General features: G+C 52.8%; 15 protein-coding genes and 1 pseudogene. 11 read left to right on the forward strand and 5 right to left on the reverse strand.

Annotation, left to right across the window (positions count from 1 at the left end; all coding sequences use genetic code 11):
* Positions 1-14: 14 nt before the first annotated feature.
* From rlpA to lipA, 6 genes are all read left to right on the forward strand, one after another.
* The gene (rlpA, locus tag RHN82_RS03505) at positions 15-1,121 is read left to right on the forward strand and encodes an endolytic peptidoglycan transglycosylase RlpA (protein ID WP_047052986.1); all 1,107 of its coding nucleotides are present in this window, start codon (positions 15-17) and stop codon (positions 1,119-1,121) included.
* 139 nt (positions 1,122-1,260) lie between these two features.
* A complete protein-coding gene (gene dacA, locus RHN82_RS03510) occupies positions 1,261-2,472 on the forward strand; it encodes a D-alanyl-D-alanine carboxypeptidase DacA (protein ID WP_003858714.1) in 1,212 nt (403 codons plus the stop codon).
* Positions 2,473-2,579: 107 nt separating this feature from the next.
* Positions 2,580-2,843 carry a DUF493 family protein YbeD gene (ybeD, locus tag RHN82_RS03515; protein WP_003858718.1) on the forward strand — a complete coding sequence of 88 codons (264 nt, stop codon included), beginning with the start codon at positions 2,580-2,582 and terminating at the stop codon, positions 2,841-2,843.
* Positions 2,844-2,937: 94 nt separating this feature from the next.
* Complete coding sequence (gene lipB, locus RHN82_RS03520) at positions 2,938-3,579, forward strand: lipoyl(octanoyl) transferase LipB (protein ID WP_017382471.1); 642 nt, start codon at positions 2,938-2,940, stop codon at positions 3,577-3,579.
* 291 nt (positions 3,580-3,870) lie between these two features.
* Positions 3,871-4,824 (forward strand): YbeF family transcriptional regulator, encoded by a 954-nt coding sequence (locus RHN82_RS03525; RefSeq protein WP_047052984.1) that lies wholly within the window; start codon positions 3,871-3,873, stop codon positions 4,822-4,824.
* 207 nt (positions 4,825-5,031) lie between these two features.
* The gene (gene lipA, locus RHN82_RS03530; protein ID WP_006809637.1) at positions 5,032-5,997 is read left to right on the forward strand and encodes a lipoyl synthase; all 966 of its coding nucleotides are present in this window, start codon (positions 5,032-5,034) and stop codon (positions 5,995-5,997) included.
* Between the two features lie 79 nt (positions 5,998-6,076).
* Here lipA and tatE read toward each other — a convergent pair whose 3' ends face one another.
* Both tatE and RHN82_RS03540 read right to left on the reverse strand, forming a co-directional pair.
* A complete protein-coding gene (gene tatE / locus RHN82_RS03535) occupies positions 6,077-6,280 on the reverse strand; it encodes a twin-arginine translocase subunit TatE (RefSeq protein ID WP_003858723.1) in 204 nt (67 codons plus the stop codon).
* A gap of 125 nt (positions 6,281-6,405) precedes the next feature.
* Positions 6,406-7,194 (reverse strand): deaminated glutathione amidase, encoded by a 789-nt coding sequence (locus RHN82_RS03540; RefSeq protein ID WP_047052981.1) that lies wholly within the window; start codon positions 7,192-7,194, stop codon positions 6,406-6,408.
* A gap of 67 nt (positions 7,195-7,261) precedes the next feature.
* On the opposite strand from RHN82_RS03540, the gene crcB reads away from it, so the two are divergent.
* Positions 7,262-7,645 carry a fluoride efflux transporter CrcB gene (crcB, locus tag RHN82_RS03545; protein ID WP_017382474.1) on the forward strand — a complete coding sequence of 128 codons (384 nt, stop codon included), beginning with the start codon at positions 7,262-7,264 and terminating at the stop codon, positions 7,643-7,645.
* Between the two features lie 219 nt (positions 7,646-7,864).
* On the opposite strand, the gene cspE is transcribed toward crcB, so the two are convergent.
* From cspE to RHN82_RS03560, 3 genes and pseudogenes are all read right to left on the reverse strand, one after another.
* The gene (cspE, locus tag RHN82_RS03550) at positions 7,865-8,074 is read right to left on the reverse strand and encodes a transcription antiterminator/RNA stability regulator CspE (protein WP_002439184.1); all 210 of its coding nucleotides are present in this window, start codon (positions 8,072-8,074) and stop codon (positions 7,865-7,867) included.
* Between the two features lie 190 nt (positions 8,075-8,264).
* Positions 8,265-8,840, reverse strand: a complete 576-nt coding sequence (pagP, locus tag RHN82_RS03555; RefSeq protein ID WP_032647688.1) for a lipid IV(A) palmitoyltransferase PagP — start codon at positions 8,838-8,840, stop codon at positions 8,265-8,267.
* A 161-nt stretch (positions 8,841-9,001) separates the two neighbouring features.
* Positions 9,002-9,796, reverse strand: a pseudogene (locus tag RHN82_RS03560) (efflux RND transporter permease subunit); the annotation flags it as partial.
* A 368-nt stretch (positions 9,797-10,164) separates the two neighbouring features.
* Between RHN82_RS03560 and dcuC the strand changes: the two are divergent.
* From dcuC to RHN82_RS03580, 4 genes are all read left to right on the forward strand, one after another.
* Positions 10,165-11,532 carry an anaerobic C4-dicarboxylate transporter DcuC gene (gene dcuC, locus RHN82_RS03565; RefSeq protein ID WP_017382481.1) on the forward strand — a complete coding sequence of 456 codons (1,368 nt, stop codon included), beginning with the start codon at positions 10,165-10,167 and terminating at the stop codon, positions 11,530-11,532.
* 94 nt (positions 11,533-11,626) lie between these two features.
* On the forward strand, positions 11,627-12,436 hold the full coding sequence (gene rna, locus RHN82_RS03570; protein ID WP_040117369.1) for a ribonuclease I: 810 nt from the start codon (positions 11,627-11,629) through the stop codon (positions 12,434-12,436).
* A gap of 173 nt (positions 12,437-12,609) precedes the next feature.
* Positions 12,610-12,933 carry a PTS fructose transporter subunit IIB gene (locus RHN82_RS03575; protein ID WP_047052978.1) on the forward strand — a complete coding sequence of 108 codons (324 nt, stop codon included), beginning with the start codon at positions 12,610-12,612 and terminating at the stop codon, positions 12,931-12,933.
* Positions 12,934-12,960: 27 nt separating this feature from the next.
* Positions 12,961-14,211 carry a PTS fructose transporter subunit IIC gene (locus RHN82_RS03580; protein WP_017382484.1) on the forward strand — a complete coding sequence of 417 codons (1,251 nt, stop codon included), beginning with the start codon at positions 12,961-12,963 and terminating at the stop codon, positions 14,209-14,211.
* The last annotated feature ends 1 nt before the right edge of the window (position 14,212 follow it).

Raw genomic sequence — 14,212 nt, forward strand, 5'->3', positions numbered from 1 at the left:
ATAAGGGGATCGCAATGCGTAAGCAGTGGCTGGGGATCTGCATCGCAGCAAGTTTACTTGCCGCCTGTACAAGTGATGATGGTCAGCAACAGGCAACCGTCGCGCCGCCGCAGCCTGCGGTCTGTAATGGCCCGATTGTTGAGATTAGCGGTGCCGATCCCGTTTATGAACCGCTGAACGCCAGCGTGAATCAGGATTATCAGCGCGACGGTAAAAGCTATAAAATCGTTCAGGATCCTTCCCGTTTCAGCCAGGCTGGCTTTGCTGCCATCTATGACGCTGAGCCCGGCAGCAATCTGACCGCGTCGGGTGAAACCTTCGATCCGATGCAGATCACGGCGGCGCACCCGACGCTGCCCATCCCGAGCTATGCGCGCATCACTAACCTGGCGAATGGCCGAATGATCGTGGTGCGTATCAACGATCGCGGTCCTTACGGCAGCGATCGCGTGATCTCCCTGTCTCGCGCGGCGGCCGACCGTCTGAACACCTCAAACAATACTAAAGTGCGTATCGACCCGATTATCGTGGCGCAGGATGGTTCGCTGTCTGGCCCGGGCACGGCCTGTACCACGGTCGCGAAACAGACCTATGCCCTGCCCGCGCGCCCGGATCTGAGCGGTGGTATGGGGGGCGCTTCAACGCCGGCAGAGCCCGTGCAGCCGCAGGGTGAAGTGCGCGCTATCAGCAACGATACGCTGCAAAGTGAAGACGCGACAGGCGCCCCGGTGAAAAGCAGTGGTTTCCTTGGCGCACCCACCACGTTAGCGCCGGGCGTGATTGAATCAAATGAACCTGCCCCAGCGCCTGCGCCCGTTGTTGCTGCACCCGCTGCACAACCCGCCCCGGTAACCGCGCCTGCTGCTACGCAGACTGCGGCGCCTGCGACGGCGAGCGGCAGCTACGTGGTTCAGGTTGGCGCCGTCAGCGATCGGACCCGTGCAGAGCAATATCAGCAGCGTTTAAGCAAGCAATTTGGCGTGCCAGGCCGCGTTGAGCAAAACGGTGCGGTATGGCGTATCCAGATGGGTCCGTTTGCCAGCAAATCGCAGGCAGCATCCCTGCAACAGCGTTTGCAGAGCGAGGCGCAGCTCCAGTCGTTTATCGCTGTTGCAAAATAATTAATCGGTGGTATCCGAAATGTCAGTTTGTGTAAACCACGTTAACACTCTCATGATGAAAGTCGGATGCCTGCCCGTATAGCATTTGCTATAGTAAGGCACTTTTTTTAATTCCATCACGGATGTCGTAGTTCTGACCATGAAGACCACTTTTTCTGCTCGTTTTGTGCAGCGCATGGCGCTGACCACGGCCCTTTGCGCTGCTGCGTTCTCCGCAGCTCACGCGGATGACCTGAACATCAAGACCATGATCCCTGGCGTTCCGCAGATCGACGCGGAATCCTACATCCTGATTGATTACAACTCCGGCAAAGTTCTGGCAGAACAGAACGCCGATGCCCGCCGCGATCCGGCCAGCCTGACCAAAATGATGACCAGCTATGTAATCGGTCAGGCCATGAAAGCAGGCAAATTCAAAGAAACCGACCTGGTGACTATCGGTAACGATGCGTGGGCAACCGGCAACCCGGTGTTCAAAGGTTCATCGCTGATGTTCCTGAAGCCTGGCATGCAGGTTCCGGTCTCTCAGCTTATCCGTGGCATCAACTTGCAGTCCGGTAACGACGCCTGCGTGGCCATGGCCGATTTTGCCGCAGGCAGCCAGGACGCGTTTGTGGGCCTGATGAACAGCTACGTCTCCGCGCTGGGTCTGAAAAACAGCCACTTCCAGACCGTTCACGGCCTGGACGCCGAGGGTCAGTACAGCTCCGCGCGTGATATGGCGCTGATCGGCCAGGCGCTGATCCGCGACGTGCCAAACGAGTACTCTATTTACAAAGAGAAAGAGTTCACCTTCAACGGCATTCGTCAGACCAACCGTAACGGCCTGCTGTGGGACAACAGCCTGAACGTCGACGGTATCAAAACCGGCCACACCGACAAAGCCGGCTATAACCTGGTGGCCTCCGCCACTGAAGGCCAGATGCGTCTGATCTCTGCCGTGATGGGGGGACGTACGTTTAAAGGTCGCGAAACGGAAAGCAAAAAACTGCTGACCTGGGGCTTCCGCTTCTTCGAAACCGTGAACCCGCTGAAAGCCGGTAAAGAATTTGCCTCTGAACCTGTCTGGTTTGGCGATAACGACCGCGCTTCCCTGGGCGTGGACAAAGATCTCTATCTGACTATCCCACGTGGTCGTATGAAAGATCTGAAAGCCAGCTACGTGCTGAATACCACCGAGCTGCACGCCCCGCTGCAAAAGAATCAGGTCGTGGGTACTATCAACTTCCAGCTGGATGGCAAAACCATCGATCAGCGCCCGCTGGTGGTGCTGGAGGAAATTCCTGAAGGCAATTTCTTCGGCAAAATCATTGATTACATTAAGCTGATGTTCCATCACTGGTTTGGTTAAAAATTGAACACTTGAAAGTGTGATTTTGATCCCCATATACTACGTATCAGTAAAACTCCCGCCCCGTGGCGGGAGTTATTATTTTTTATACACACGCCGGAGCTGACATGAAAACCAAACTTAACGAACTGCTTGAATTCCCTACCCCTTTTACTTACAAAGTAATGGGTCTGGCGAAACCTGAGCTGGTTGATCAGGTGGTTGAAGTGGTACAGCGCCATGCGCCGGGCGACTACTCTCCATCAGTCAAACCGAGCAGCAAAGGTAACTACCACTCGGTCTCAATCACCATCACTGCGACACACATTGAGCAGGTTGAGACGCTGTACGAAGAGCTCGGCAATATCGAAATTGTTCGTATGGTGCTGTAGTCCCTCAGCGGTTACCCGGTTTGCCGGGTAACCCACTTCCCCGCTGTGATATACTCCCCGTTACCTATTCTCCCTTGTCTTCGGAGACGTCCTTTTGTACCAGGATAAAATTCTTGTCCGCCATCTTGGGCTACAGCCTTACGAGCCAGTCTCTCAGGCTATGCATGACTTTACCGATATGCGCGATGACACCACCCCTGATGAAATCTGGCTGGTTGAACACCTGCCGGTGTTTACTCAAGGCCAGGCAGGAAAAGCCGAACATTTATTGATGACGGGTGATATCCCGGTGATCCAGAGCGATCGCGGTGGACAGGTAACCTACCACGGCCCGGGCCAGCAGGTCATGTATGTCCTGCTTAACCTGAAACGCAGAAAGCTGGGCGTGCGTGAGCTCGTGACCTTACTGGAACAAACCGTGGTGAACACGCTCGCTGAGTACGGTATCGATGCTCACCCTCGCGCCGATGCCCCGGGTGTCTATGTTGGAGAGATGAAAATCTGTTCGCTGGGGCTGCGCATCCGTAAAGGCTGCTCGTTCCACGGTCTGGCGCTGAATATCAATATGGATCTGACCCCTTTCCAGCGCATCAACCCATGCGGGTATGCCGGTATGGAAATGACGCAAATGCGCCAGTGGGTCGATACCGCCACGCCTGAGAATATCCGCCCCGTGCTTCTGAAGAAGTTTTTAGCGCTGCTTAACAATCCTGACTACGAATATATTGCTGCTTAACACACTTCCGGCAGTGGCTCGGTTATTTGACCAGCCACTGCTTAATTGCCGCATTTACGCTTTACAATAAACCGCATATTCTATATTTTCGAGTCGCCCATATATTAGCGTCCCATATTAATTATAACCTTAATAGTACCATCACCGGGTATCGTGTAACGTGCGTGATAATCACCCAACTGCTTGTTTTCGATAAACAAGGGAAACTTACGAAACACTTTACGAATCTCTGCAAGCATAATAAATAAATTCAACTATCATTCATATTGTGAATGGATACGGAGTAAGAGCGTGGAGCCTACTAATTTACCAGCCAAACGCCTGAATGAAACCAGCGGCGAAGATAAGCCGCAAATTTTCCGGACTTTACGTAATATTGATCTCAATTTATTGACTATTTTTGAGGCGGTATATGTCCACAAAGGGATCGTTAATGCTGCGAAAATTCTTAATCTCACGCCCTCTGCAATTAGCCAGTCAATTCAAAAATTGCGCGCGATATTTCCCGATCCCTTATTTATTCGTAAAGGCCAGGGCGTAACCCCCACCGCGTACGCCACCCATCTGCATGAGTACATCAGCCAGGGACTGGAATCGATTCTGGGCGCGCTGGATCTCACCGGCAGTTACGATAAGCAACGAACCATCACCATAGGCACCTCTCCCTCTGTGGGCGTTCTGGTCATGCCCGCTATTTACCAGGCTGTTAAACAGCATGCGCCACAGCTGCTGATCCGCAACGTGCCCGTTAACGATCCGGAAACTCAGCTGGCGCAATTCCAGACGGACCTGATCATCGACAGCAACAGCTTCGCGGCCAGGGCATTAGGGCATAACGTTCTCTATACCGACTCTCTGGCGCTCGTGTGTCGTCAGAATCATCCTGCATTGGGCGCATCTTTAACGCCTGAAAATTTACGTCATTACGAACATGCAACCTTTATGTCCGAGGGACAGGGTCCGGATCCGCTGCGCCAGCGTATTGACGAACTGTTCCCGGACCGTCTGATCAGCTTCAGCAGTTACAATATGTTTACCCTCGCGGCCCTGATTGGCAACAGCGATTTGCTCTGTATTATGCCTGTGCGTCTCTTCACTCTGCTTAAAAAGTGCTGGCCGCTGGAGAGTATTCCATTGAGTCAACTTACGACGGAATCTGTTGAAATCTCACTGCATTACAACAAGCTAAGCCTGCGCGATCCGGTGCTGGAAAACGTCATTAACGTGATCCGCCAGGCGTTCTGATCCCGCCTTTCAGCACAAGCCCCTGCCGCATGCGGGGCAAAAGGCACAAAACAACAACTATTTTACAAATTGGCGACCTGGCAGGCTGCTTTATCGCCCCTTTAAATGATATACTGCCTGTCGTTCGTTCAAAAATAGTTGATAATTACAACATTCCCTTGAATTGAAACGCTTTCCTTCGATATTCGCAACTGGAACACGCACGCTATGAGTAAACCCATTGTGATGGAACGCGGTGTTAAATACCGCGATGCCGATAAAATGGCCCTTATCCCGGTTAAAAACGTGGCTACAGAGCGCGAGGCGCTGTTAAGAAAACCGGAATGGATGAAAATCAAACTTCCGGCCGACTCTTCGCGTATCCAGGGGATCAAAGCGGCGATGCGCAAAAATGGCCTTCACTCTGTCTGTGAAGAGGCCTCCTGCCCTAACCTTGCTGAATGTTTCAATCACGGTACCGCGACATTTATGATTCTGGGTGCCATCTGCACCCGCCGCTGTCCGTTCTGTGACGTTGCCCATGGCCGTCCTGTTGCGCCTGACGCTAACGAACCGCAAAAACTGGCGCAGACGATTGCTGATATGGCGCTGCGTTATGTTGTTATCACCTCCGTTGACCGTGACGATCTGCGCGATGGCGGTGCTCAGCATTTCGCTGACTGTATTACCGCCATCCGCGAAAAAAGCCCGAACATTAAGATTGAGACGCTGGTGCCGGACTTCCGTGGCCGTATGGATCGCGCGCTCGATATCCTGACCGCGACGCCACCAGACGTGTTCAACCACAACCTGGAGAACGTACCGCGTATCTACCGTCAGGTGCGTCCCGGTGCAGACTACAACTGGTCGCTGAAGCTGCTGGAGCGCTTTAAAGAAGCCCATCCGCATATTCCAACCAAGTCTGGCCTGATGGTCGGCCTGGGTGAAACCAACGCTGAGATCATTGAAGTGATGCGCGATCTGCGCCGCCACGGCGTCACCATGCTGACGCTGGGCCAGTACCTCCAGCCAAGCCGTCACCACCTGCCCGTACAGCGTTACGTGAGCCCGGATGAGTTCGATGAAATGAAAGCCGAAGCGATGGCGATGGGCTTTACCCATGCCGCGTGCGGTCCGTTTGTTCGCTCCTCTTATCACGCCGATATGCAGGCGAAGGGCGAAGAAGTGAAATAAAGCTGTAAAATTTATTTACAGTAAAACAAAAAACCGGCCTCCTGAGCCGGTTTTTTATGCAAGCCTTGCAGCATTGCCATTACTCTTTGTGTGAAAGCTTCTGTGCAGTGATGTCATCTTCGGCACTTTTCTTCGCTGCCGCGTCGTCATCGTTCATTGCTTTCTTAAAGCCCTTAATGGCAGCACCCAGGTCTCCACCCAGCGTGCGTAACTTCTTGGTACCGAACAGCAGGACGACCAGTGCGGCAACCACCAGCAGTTTGGTAATACTAATCTCACCCATAAATACCTTCTTTACATGAAACAGGCTGCATTCCGCCAAAAAACCTGAACGTATTAACGGTCATTTGGCGCGTGCACACAATAGCAATCTGTAACAAGGTGAATCAAGCATTGTTGAAAAAAACATCACATTAATTGCGGTGGCGCAAACCTGCGATTGCGCAGAACAGGTAATTGCTGCCGCGCAAGCGCTATTCGGGCTGAAATTATCTCTGTCAGCAATAACGCAGGCGTCTCCGCTGCCGCAACAACCGTCACCCCCAGCGGATCGACAACCCTGCTCTGCCCGATATTTTTGTTACCACATTCACCCGCGGCTACCACGTAACAGGTGGTATCCAGCGCGCGTGCTGCCAGCAGCGTCGCCCAGTGATGCTCCTTAAGCGGTCCTTTGACCCAGGCGGCAGGCAGAACCAGCACCTCGGCCCCCTGCAATGCCAGGTTCAGCGCCAGCTCGGGAAAACGAATGTCGTAGCAGGTCATCAGGCCCACCTTAAAACCCTCCACCTCAATCAGCGGCGGAATTACACTCCCCGGATCGACCAGGCGCGACTCCTGAACGCTGAACGCATCATACAGATGAAGTTTGGCGTAGCTCGCGACAATGGCGCCTTCACGTATCGCCACCAGCGTGTTCACCGCGCGCCCCGGCGTGGACGGAACATGGACCGTCAATATCGTGGTGAGCGTGTTGCCAACGCTTTCGGCCAGCAGTCGTTTCAGAAACGCCCCTTCCAGCGTTTGCGCAGACTTTACCGACAGGTCCGGATCGCCATCATCACGGGCCAGTAACGCCTCGGGAAGTACCAGCAACGACGCCCCCTTTTGCTTCGCCTGATGCATCAGGGAGACGCATTTTTCCGCGTTTTCATTCCAGTCCGGCGTCACCGCGAACTGCCCTACTGCAACATACATAATTGTCTCCCGGTCAAAAACAGCGTTACACTCGACGCACTTACACAGCAAATAGCAGGTATTGACAGTGTTACAACTACTTATAGCCGTTTTTATTGGTGGAGGCACGGGTAGCGTTGCGCGGTGGCTCTTAAGCATGCGGTTTAACCCCCTGCATCAGGCCATTCCGATGGGAACACTGGCGGCAAACCTGATCGGGGCGTTTATTATTGGGATGGGGCTGGCCTGGTTTAATCGCATGACCAACATCGACCCTATGTGGAAGGTTCTGATTACAACCGGTTTCTGCGGCGGCTTAACAACGTTTTCTACCTTCTCTGCGGAGGTGGTGTTTCTGTTTCAGGAAGGCCGGATGGGCTGGGCGCTGACCAACATTGCCGTTAACATGCTTGGCTCGTTTGCGATGACTGCGATCGCATTCTGGTTATTTTCCTCCGCCAGCGGACATTAAGCGCGGCAACCTTAATGTTGGCTTAATTTTTCTCTGTCACTCTTGGCTCAATATTGAACGAGGGTGATAGCATTAAAGAAAATCTCTTAGGCGCAGGTATGGTATTGCTAAGCGTCGCGATCGTCGCCAGCTTCCTGAAAATCTACCTTATCGGTTGATTCAGAACGAAAAAAACCCGCTCATTGAGCGGGTTTTGAAATTCTTGCTGACGCGTCTGAATTACAGAGCGATTACGTTAGCAGCAGAAGGGCCTTTGGCACCGTTAGTGATTTCGAACTCTACGCGCTGACCTTCAGCCAGAGTTTTGAAACCATTAGACTGGATTGCAGAGAAGTGTACGAACACGTCTTTGCTGCCATCTTCAGGAGTAATGAAACCGAATCCTTTGGACTCATTAAACCACTTAACGTTACCTTTAATCTTAGACATCAAAATTACCTTTACATTAAAAAACGACACAAATGCTGTGTCGGGTATCAGTACAACAATTGTGAGGCGTTTTGTCCAGCGGATCTTTGATAAAAAGTGACAAAAGTCGCGTTAATTTTCGCTGTCCGATTTTTATCCTTTACATTTCAATGCCTGTGCGTTTTTTGGCCGATTTAGCAGAAAAATTCAGTTAAAACTGAAACCGCATCCAGGCAAAGTAAACGTTACCGTTGTTATACGTACCCGGTATGTAGGTCATCTGAAACGTCGCCGGACCGTAACCGATGGAGGCAAGCGGCAGCAGTACCGGAACAGGAATGTATTTCCAGTTATCACGCGCCGTAAACCCTGCCGTATAGCCCAGCCCCAGACGGAAGTTGTCGTCCGATAACGGACGCCAGGTTTTTTCCCAGCCATAGCCGCCAATAGGCTCCCATTTATTGTAGGAGTCTTTAAACGCCATCAGGTACAGGCCATGCCAGTTACCTTTTTCATCCCAGCGAGACTGACCGAAGCCGGCCCCCCACGGACGCTCGTTATAACGGTCAGTTTTTTCTTTATCGTAGGCAAAACGTGCATGCCACGTAATGGCCGGAATGTAGAGATCGTAATGCTCAGGTTCATTCCATGTTTGCGCGACGTTATCCGTGAAGGTGGTGAACCAGCCTTTATCCGCTGTATTGCTCTCTGCATTAACAGCAGACGCAAATGATAACTGCCCAATAATAAACAATAAAATCAGGGGAAATTTAATTCGTACAATCACAGTGCCATTACCATATTTAGTATTCGGTGCAGACTTTAACACAGAATACTTGAATGAACGCTTAACAGCATGGGTGTTATTCCTAATTACCCTCCCGTTTCTGGGAATAATCTGAGGAAACATAAACTGCATGCCTGAATAAGCACATGCAGTTGACATATTTAACGTTGATGTAACAATTTATAAAGTGCGGGAATAACTAGCATCGACAATAACGGTGCCGTTACCATGCCACCAATCATCGGCGCGGCAATACGTTGCATCACCTCTGAGCCACTCCCACTGCCCCACATGATGGGCAGCAGTCCCGCCATAATAGTGGCGACCGTCATCACCTTCGGACGCACGCGCAGCACGGCTCCTTCGTGGATCGCCCGCATCAGCACCGTATTTCCCCCTTCTGGCTCCAGCCTGTGATATTTATCAAGCGCATGATTCAAATAAAGAACCATAATTACGCCGAATTCTGCCGCCACCCCGGAAAGGGCGATGAAACCAACGGCCCCCGCCACTGACAAATTATATTCAAGCAGCCACAGTAACCACACGCCCCCAATAAGCGCGAAAGGCAATGTCCCCATTATTATCAGGACATTTGATATCCGCCTGAAGGTTAACCATAAAAGGACGAATATAATCATCAGCGTGACAGGTAAGACTATTTTGAGCGTCGCGGTCGCCCGTTCCAGATATTCAAACTGCCCGGACCAGGAGAGAGACACGCCCTGCGGCAATACCACCGTCTCCTCCACCCGTTTTTGCATTTCATCCACGGCGGACTTCAGATCGCGCCCGCGCAAGTCCACGTAGATCCAGCTGGAAAGGCGCGCGTTTTCACTTTTGAGCATCGGTGGGCCTTCCGTCACGACGATATCGGCCAATTCCCCCAGCGCCACCTGGCTACCGCTGGCGGTCACTACCGGCAACACCCGCAACGTGTCGACGTTTTGATAAAGCGCAGGCGATATGTCCAGCTGGCGTGCATATTCAGATCGTCGGACAGGAGAAAGTGAGCCGAGTATAAGCAGGCAAAAGAATGAAAGAGAAGTGGTTTTAAAGAGATTTACGTTTTAAATCGATTCTCGGCAAGTAATACTCAAAACCTTAACACTTCACCATCAATTTAATGACATATAATATCTATTCATCAGGTCAATAACGTCTTAATATAAATGACGCAGGGTTAGCAAAAATATCGTCGTCAGTGCCTTTAGTAGTCTCTTTCTTGATTTTAATCAGCAAGGACTGGACATTTATTCGGCACATTTCAGCTTCTTTTTTATTGATTATTTGTCTCTCGGGCAGCAAGGATACAGGGGAAATCATGCTTACTTTTCTCGAACTCCTCATTGGAGTCGTGGTCATTGTTGGTGTAGCACGCTACATCATTAAAGGTTACTCAGCCACCGGCGTGCTATTTGTCGGCGGCCTGACGCTGCTGATCATTAGCGCGCTAATGGGTCATCAGGTTTTACCCGCCAGCGAAGCCAGCACCGGATATACCGCTACCGATATTGTGGAATATATAAAAATTCTGCTGATGAGCCGCGGCGGCGATCTGGGCATGATGATCATGATGCTCTGCGGATTTGCTGCCTATATGACCCATATCGGCGCGAATGATATGGTGGTCAAGCTGGCTTCTAAGCCGCTGCAATATATTAACTCCCCCTATCTGCTGATGGTCGCGGCCTATTTCCTGGCCTGTCTGATGTCATTAGCCGTTTCCTCAGCAACAGGCCTTGGCGTGCTGTTAATGGCAACGTTATTCCCGGTAATGGTTAACGTCGGGATCAGCCGTGGCGCAGCGGCGGCTATTTGCGCCTCTCCGGCGGCGATTATTCTCTCCCCTACTTCCGGTGACGTAGTGCTGGCCGCAAAAGCCGCGGAAATGTCGTTGATTGACTTTGCCTTCAAAACCACACTGCCGATCTCCATCACCGCTATTCTCGGCATGGGCGTGGCGCATTTCTTCTGGCAGCGCTATCTCGATAAGAAAGAGAACGTCAGCCACGAAATGATGGACGTCAGCGAAATCACCACTACCGCCCCGGCGTTTTATTCCATCCTGCCCTTCACGCCAATTATTGGCGTGCTTATTTTTGACGGCAAATGGGGCCCGCAGCTGCACATCATCACTATCCTGGTGATCTGTATGCTGCTGGCGGCCATCCTGGAATTCGTTCGGGGTTTTAATACCCAGAAAGTATTCACGGGTCTGGAAGTTGCTTTCCGCGGTATGGCGGATGCCTTCGCGGGCGTGGTGATGCTGCTGGTTGCCGCGGGAGTGTTTGCCCAGGGGCTGAGCACCATCGGCTTTATTCAGAGCCTGATCTCTATCGCCACCTCGTTCGGCTCGGCCAGTATTATCCTGATGCTGGTGCTGGTGGTGCTGACCATGCTGGCGGCGATGACCACCGGCTCCGGTAACGCGCCGTTCTACGCCTTTGTTGAGATGATCCCGAAGCTGGCGCACTCCTCCGGCATCAACCCGGCTTACCTGTCCATTCCGATGCTTCAGGCCTCCAACCTGGGTCGTACCATTTCTCCGGTATCGGGCGTGGTGGTTGCGGTTGCGGGGATGGCGAAAATCTCTCCGTTTGAAGTGGTAAAACGCACGTCAGTGCCGGTGCTGGTTGGCCTGATTATCGTTATTATCGCCACCGAAGTGCTGGTTCCCGGCGCTGCCTAAGTGAAATTCCTGATTTCCAAAAAGCGCCTGCGGGCGCTTTTTGTGCTTTAATAACCCCCAGAAATTAATCGCGCCCAACCAATCAGGAAAGCAAATGTTCAGGAAGGATATCGTTATCCCGTCTGGCGCAGTAGCGCTTGCACTCTGTGTCTTCTCAATTCAGGCAGATCCGCTTAAGCCAACCCAGTACGGCGATTTCGATCGCTACGTTCTGGCCCTTTCCTGGCAAACCGGATTTTGCCAGAGCATGGTCGAACGTAACCGTGACGAACCGGAAGAGTGCCGCCTGCAAAAAGAGAGCAGCAACAAAACCGATTTTCTGACCGTCCACGGCTTATGGCCCGCGCTGCCGAAATCTATTGCCGCTCGCGGGGTGGATGAACGCCGCTGGATGCGCTTCGGCTGCGCCACTCGTCCGGTTCCGAATATGCCGGAAGCAAAAGCCAGCCGAAAATGTGACGCCGCAGAGACCGGGCTATCGCTAACGGGCGCGGCGAAGCTGAACAGCGTGATGCCCGGCGCGGGGGGCAACTCCTGCCTTGAACGTTATGAATACGCGAAACACGGCGTCTGCTTTGGTTTTGATCCCGACGCTTACTTCGGCACCATGGTGCGCATGAACCAGGAAGTGAAGCACAGCGCGGCAGGAAAATTTCTGGCGGAAAACTATGGCAAAACCGTCCGCCGCAGCGACTTCGATGCCGCCGTGGCCAAAAGCTGGGGGAAACAGAGCGTAAAAGCGTTCAAGCTTACCTGCCATGGCAATCCGGCTTATCTTACCGAGATGCAGATCTCGCTGAACGCCAGCACCATCAACAACCCGCTCTCTGCCGGCTCCTTTACGCCTCAGCCGCATCCGGGCAACTGCGGTAAACAGTTTGTCATTGATAAAGCCGGTTACTGACACTGCGTCGGGCACCTTTTTGCCCGGTTTTTCATTGATTTCCGTGATATGACGATTAACCTCACACTTCCGCTCACCCGCATCATTTTTCCAGCTAAAGCATTATTAATCCGGTAAACAGCACTGAAACCTCCCCGCCATAATCGTGGCGTCATCTACAGGAGGAATTTCACATGGCTAAAAAACTGATTGCACTGTGCGCCTGCCCGATGGGCCTGGCACATACCTTCATGGCAGCCCAGGCGCTGGAAGACGCGGCGACGGAAGCCGGTTATGAGGTAAAAATTGAAACCCAGGGCGCGGACGGGATCCAGAATCGCCTGACCCCGCAGGATATTGCCGACGCTGACATTATTATCCACGCCATCGCGATCACCCCGGAAGACAATGAGCGCTTCGAATCGCGCGACGTGTATGAGATTACGCTTCAGGACGCCATTAAAAACGCGGCGGGCACCCTGAAAGAGATCGAAGAGATGATTGCAGCAGAACAATAATAATCTTCACATCCAGGGGTTTTCGTCATGGCTATTAAAAAACGCAGCGCGGTTCGCCCGGACAGTCACGAGGGTGACACACTTGCTATCAAATCCGCACCGGTTGCCGCCGGTGCGTCTTTCTGGAAAGAGCTTCCACAGCACATTATGTCGGGGATATCCCGCATGGTGCCAACGCTTATCATGGGCGGGGTTATCCTCGCCATTTCACAGCTCATCGCCTACGTCTGGCTGGAGATCCCACCTGACACCGGTATTCTCGACGCGCTTAACTCAGGCAAATTCACCGGTTTCAATCTCTCGGTATTGAAATTTGGCTATTTGACCGAATCGTTCGGCGGGCTGCTGTTCAGCTTCGCCATCCCGATGTTTGCCGCCTTTGTCGCCAACTCTATTGGCGGAAAGCTGGCCTTCCCGGCCGGGTTTATCGGTGGCCTGGTCGCCACGCAGCCGACGCTGGTGCTGAACTTTGATGCGGAAAAACTGACCTGGCTTGCCACCAAACCCGTACCCTCCACGTTTATTGGCGCGCTGATTATCGCCATTGCCGCAGGCTATCTGGTCAAATGGCTGAATAGCCGCATTAACGTACCGCAGTATCTGCTGGCCTTCAAAAGCACCTTTCTGATCCCAATCCTCTCGGCGCTGTTTGTGATGCTGGCGATGTATTACATCATCACGCCGATTGGTGGCTGGCTGAATGCAGGTATGCGGACCGTACTGCTGGCGGCGGGTCAGGCGGGCTCCATGATGTACGCCATCGGGATGGCGGCGGCCACGGCGATTGATCTTGGCGGCCCCATTAACAAAGCGGCGGGGTTTGTTGGCCTGGGGCTGACAACCGATCATGTCCTGCCCATCACCTCCCGCGCCGTGGCGATTGTTATTCCGCCCATTGGTCTGGGGCTGGCCACGCTGATTGACCATCGTCTGACCGGCAAACGCCTGTTCAGTCCGCAGCTTTATCCGCAAGGCAAAACGGCCATGTTCCTCGCCTTTATGGGCATCAGTGAAGGGGCCATCCCGTTCCTGCTGGAAAATCCGCTTGCGACGTTGCCAGCGTATATGGCGGGTGCGATCGCCGGTGCAATGACCGCCACCGCGCTCGGTGCCGTGCAGTGGTTCCCTGAATCGGCAATCTGGGCGTGGCCGCTGGTCACTAATCTGGGGGCGTACATGCTCAGTATTGTGGTCGGGGCGGCGATCACCGCGCTGTTGGTTGTGATTATTCGTAACAGTCTGCACAAGCGCGGAAAACTCGCTATCGACACGCTGTAAC

The organism is Enterobacter cloacae complex sp. EB5, assembly GCF_031432835.1.
In the GTDB taxonomy this organism is placed as follows: Bacteria; Pseudomonadota; Gammaproteobacteria; order Enterobacterales; family Enterobacteriaceae; genus Enterobacter; species Enterobacter hormaechei_C.